This is a genomic window from Pseudomonas sp. P5_A2_2 (assembly GCF_054177685.1).
In genome coordinates this window covers 1-3,034 of sequence record NZ_JBGCUL010000556.1, presented here as the reverse complement: position 1 = coordinate 3,034, position 3,034 = coordinate 1, and the positions used below count along the sequence as shown (strand labels likewise).

Here is a 3,034-nt window from a genome sequence, read left to right as displayed (position 1 = left end):
GTACAGCTGTTGCGCCCCCGGCGCGGGTGGTTCTTTTGCCGTGTCGGTCATCCCCTGGCGCAACAGCAGAATCTGTCCCTGCGCGCCCTGCTCGACTACGCGGTGGTCGGCACGCGAATACCGCCGATGATCCGCAAGATCCTCGCCGACGTGCAGGGCGAGGCAGACTTCAATCCGAGCGTGGAATGCGCGCAGTTCGACGCCATCCGCCGCGTGGTGATGCGCTCCGACGCGGTAGGCATCGCCACCGTGGAGGCCTTGGCCGAACTGGTCGACCAGGGCCTGGTCCGCCTGCTGGAATTTGCCGATGTACCCAAGGAGAATCCCGGCCTGCAATTGCACTACGGCATCGTCAGCCGCGCCGGCCACTCCCTGACACCGGCCGCGCTGGCGATGGTCGATGCGGTGCTGACGGTCGACCGGCGCTTGCTGGCGTCGAATTAGTCGAGCAGCCACCACCCCCTGTGGGAGCGAGCTTGCTCGCGATGGGGCCGGGTCAGTCGACATCTTGATTGACTGACACACCGCTAGCGCGAGCAAGCTCGCTCCCACAGGGTTTGGCGTTGCTGCCTCCACATCATGCACGCCGCGCCAGAGCCTGCAATTCCCGGCGCTTACCGAGGGCGCGCGACAGGCACATCATCTCGGTGGCACTAGTGACCCTGCGCTACGGGTAAATCGCATCGAAGGCGAGCAACAGGTTCAAATCGAGCAGGCGTAAATCAAGCATGGTCCTGCTCCGGCAAATCGCTTAACGTCGGCCAGCTTGACCGGTGTTCCGCAACAAGCTGTGGGCCCTACATGACAAAAAGCGACCAGCCGCTGCACGACCAATCAATACCCAACGCGTTCTACGCGCCGACCCTGTTGCCGGCCATCGAAGAGTTGCTGGCCCGCGGTGTGGACCGCGAATGCATCGAAGGCCTGTTGCGACGCAGCCTGTTCGAGTTGCGCACGCCATTCATGCGTATTCCGCTGTTCATGTCGCGGCGCTTCTGGGCGTTTGCCCTGGAACAGACCGGCGACCCGCTGATCGGCCTGGCGGCCGGTCGGCGATTCGTTTCCACCGCCACCAACGGCCTGACATACCTGTTCGACGTCGCCGATTCACTGGACAGCGCCTGCCAGTATTTCGTGCGTTTCTTTCCGTTTTTCAACGGACACTTCCAGGCCCGGATCGTGCGCGGCGACGACCGCGTCGAATTGCACCTGCTCGACCATGGCAGCGTGAAAACCAGCGCGTCAACCGCCGATTACATCCTCATCAGCCTGTGCAGCATGTTGCGGCGCAAATTCCTCGCCAGCGGCCTGGAGCGTGATCCGGTTCTGGGCGTCGGGCTGGCCGGTGCCTGCACGGCCAATCCGCAGGATCATGAACAAGCCTTTCGCGCACCGGTGCAATGGGGGCAGGCGCAGCACTCGATCCGCCTCGATCCACAGCTGTTCGTGATCCCGTTGACGCCGGGCAATCATGAACTGGAACTCATGCTGGTCGAACTGCTGGAGCAGACCCGACGCAACAGCGAACCGACCTTGCTGGAGCAAGTCTGCGATTATTTGATCACCGACCTCGCCGAGGCCAACTGGCAGCAATTCTGTACCACCCGGCATTTGCTCGAGCGCACCGCCGCCCGACGCTTGAAGGCGTTGGGCTGGAGTTTTTCGGAGTTGCTCGACGAATACCGCCGCTATCGCGCCGAAGACTTTTTGCAGAGGACAGACCTGGAGCTGGTGGAGATTTCCGACCGCCTGGGCTACAGCGATGTGCAAAGTTTCAACCGTGCCTGCCTGCGGTGGCTGGGGTGCGCGCCGGGCGCCTGGCGAACCCGATCAGGCACTTGACCAGTAGGTTGCTGGACATTTTTTAACACTGGCTTTACGCCATACGTGCGTGAGAACTGGCGGCCTCTGTTAAAAATGGTCATCAAGCCGGTGACTCAAACCTGACACACTTAGCAGCTACAACCCTTGTATTTCAAGGCTTACGACCGCCTGTCGTTTTCTTGAGATTTTCGCTGAACAGCCAAAATCGGGGGGAAAGCCAATAGTGCTGCGACCTTGATGGCAATCGCCCCCACATTTGGGAGTGTCTTGCCCCTTTTACATGCCGGTTTGCTGACACGGTTTACCGAGGCTGGTCTATACCCCTTTTGACAGTCTTGTTTTGCAACTCTCCACGTCTTGCGAGGCACGCTAATATGGACGTAAGCGTATTTGGTACGGGCTATGTTGGCCTGATTCAAGCAGCGGCTCTGGCCGATGTCGGACATCGCGTCCTGTGTGTCGACATCGATCCGAACAAGATCCGGCAACTGCAACAGGCCGTGCCACCGATCAGTGAGCCGGGGCTGTCCGGCACCCTTGAAGAAAACATCAAGGCCGGTCGCCTGCTCTTCACCACCCAGGCAAGCGATGCGGTGGAGCACGCCGAGCTGATTTTCATCGCCGTCGGTACGCCCGCCGACGAAGACGGTTCGGCCGACCTCAGCCATGTGCTGAACGTGGCCCGGCAGATTGCTGGTTTCATGGAGGCCGACCGCACCCTGATCATCAAGTCCACGGTGCCGGTCGGCACGGCGGATCAGGTCAGTGCGACTGCCGTTGAAGAGTTGCAGCACCGCGGCAAAGGTTCGCTGAAGGTACGGGTGGTGTCCAACCCGGAATTCCTCAAGGAAGGCAGTGCCCTGGCCGATTGCATGCGCCCGGACCGGATCATCGTCGGCACCACTGACGATCAAGCCCGCAGCCAGATGAGCGAGCTCTACGCGCCGTTCTGCCGCAACCACGACAAATTGATGTTCATGGACAACCGCAGCGCCGAACTGACCAAGTACGCGGCGAACGCGATGCTGGCCACGCGCATCAGCTTCATGAACGAACTGGCCAACCTCACCGAGTTGCTGGGAGCAGATATCGAAGCCGTGCGCAAAGGCATCGGCTCGGACCCGCGCATCGGTTACCACTTCATCTACCCCGGTTGCGGTTTCGGCGGTTCGTGCTTCCCCAAGGACCTGCGCGCCCTGCTGCACACCGC

At 61.1% G+C, this 3,034-nt stretch carries 3 protein-coding genes; all 3 read left to right on the top strand.

Annotation, left to right across the window (positions count from 1 at the left end):
- Positions 1-444: LysR family transcriptional regulator substrate-binding protein (locus ACXRVY_RS22205; RefSeq protein WP_458238249.1), on the top strand; the 444-nt coding region annotated here is incomplete at its 5' end.
- Between the two features lie 357 nt (positions 445-801).
- On the top strand, positions 802-1,842 hold the full coding sequence (locus ACXRVY_RS22200) for an AraC family transcriptional regulator ligand-binding domain-containing protein (protein ID WP_223463561.1): 1,041 nt from the start codon (positions 802-804) through the stop codon (positions 1,840-1,842).
- Positions 1,843-2,198: 356 nt separating this feature from the next.
- On the top strand, positions 2,199-3,034 hold an 836-nt coding region (locus tag ACXRVY_RS22195; RefSeq protein WP_458238248.1), incomplete at its 3' end, for a UDP-glucose dehydrogenase family protein.

What these genes read in the sequence shown, in the direction of transcription:
- ACXRVY_RS22200 (WP_223463561.1), top strand. Translation starts at nt 802, where the DNA reads ATGACAAAAAGCGACCAGCCGCTGCACGACCAATCAATACCCAACGCG.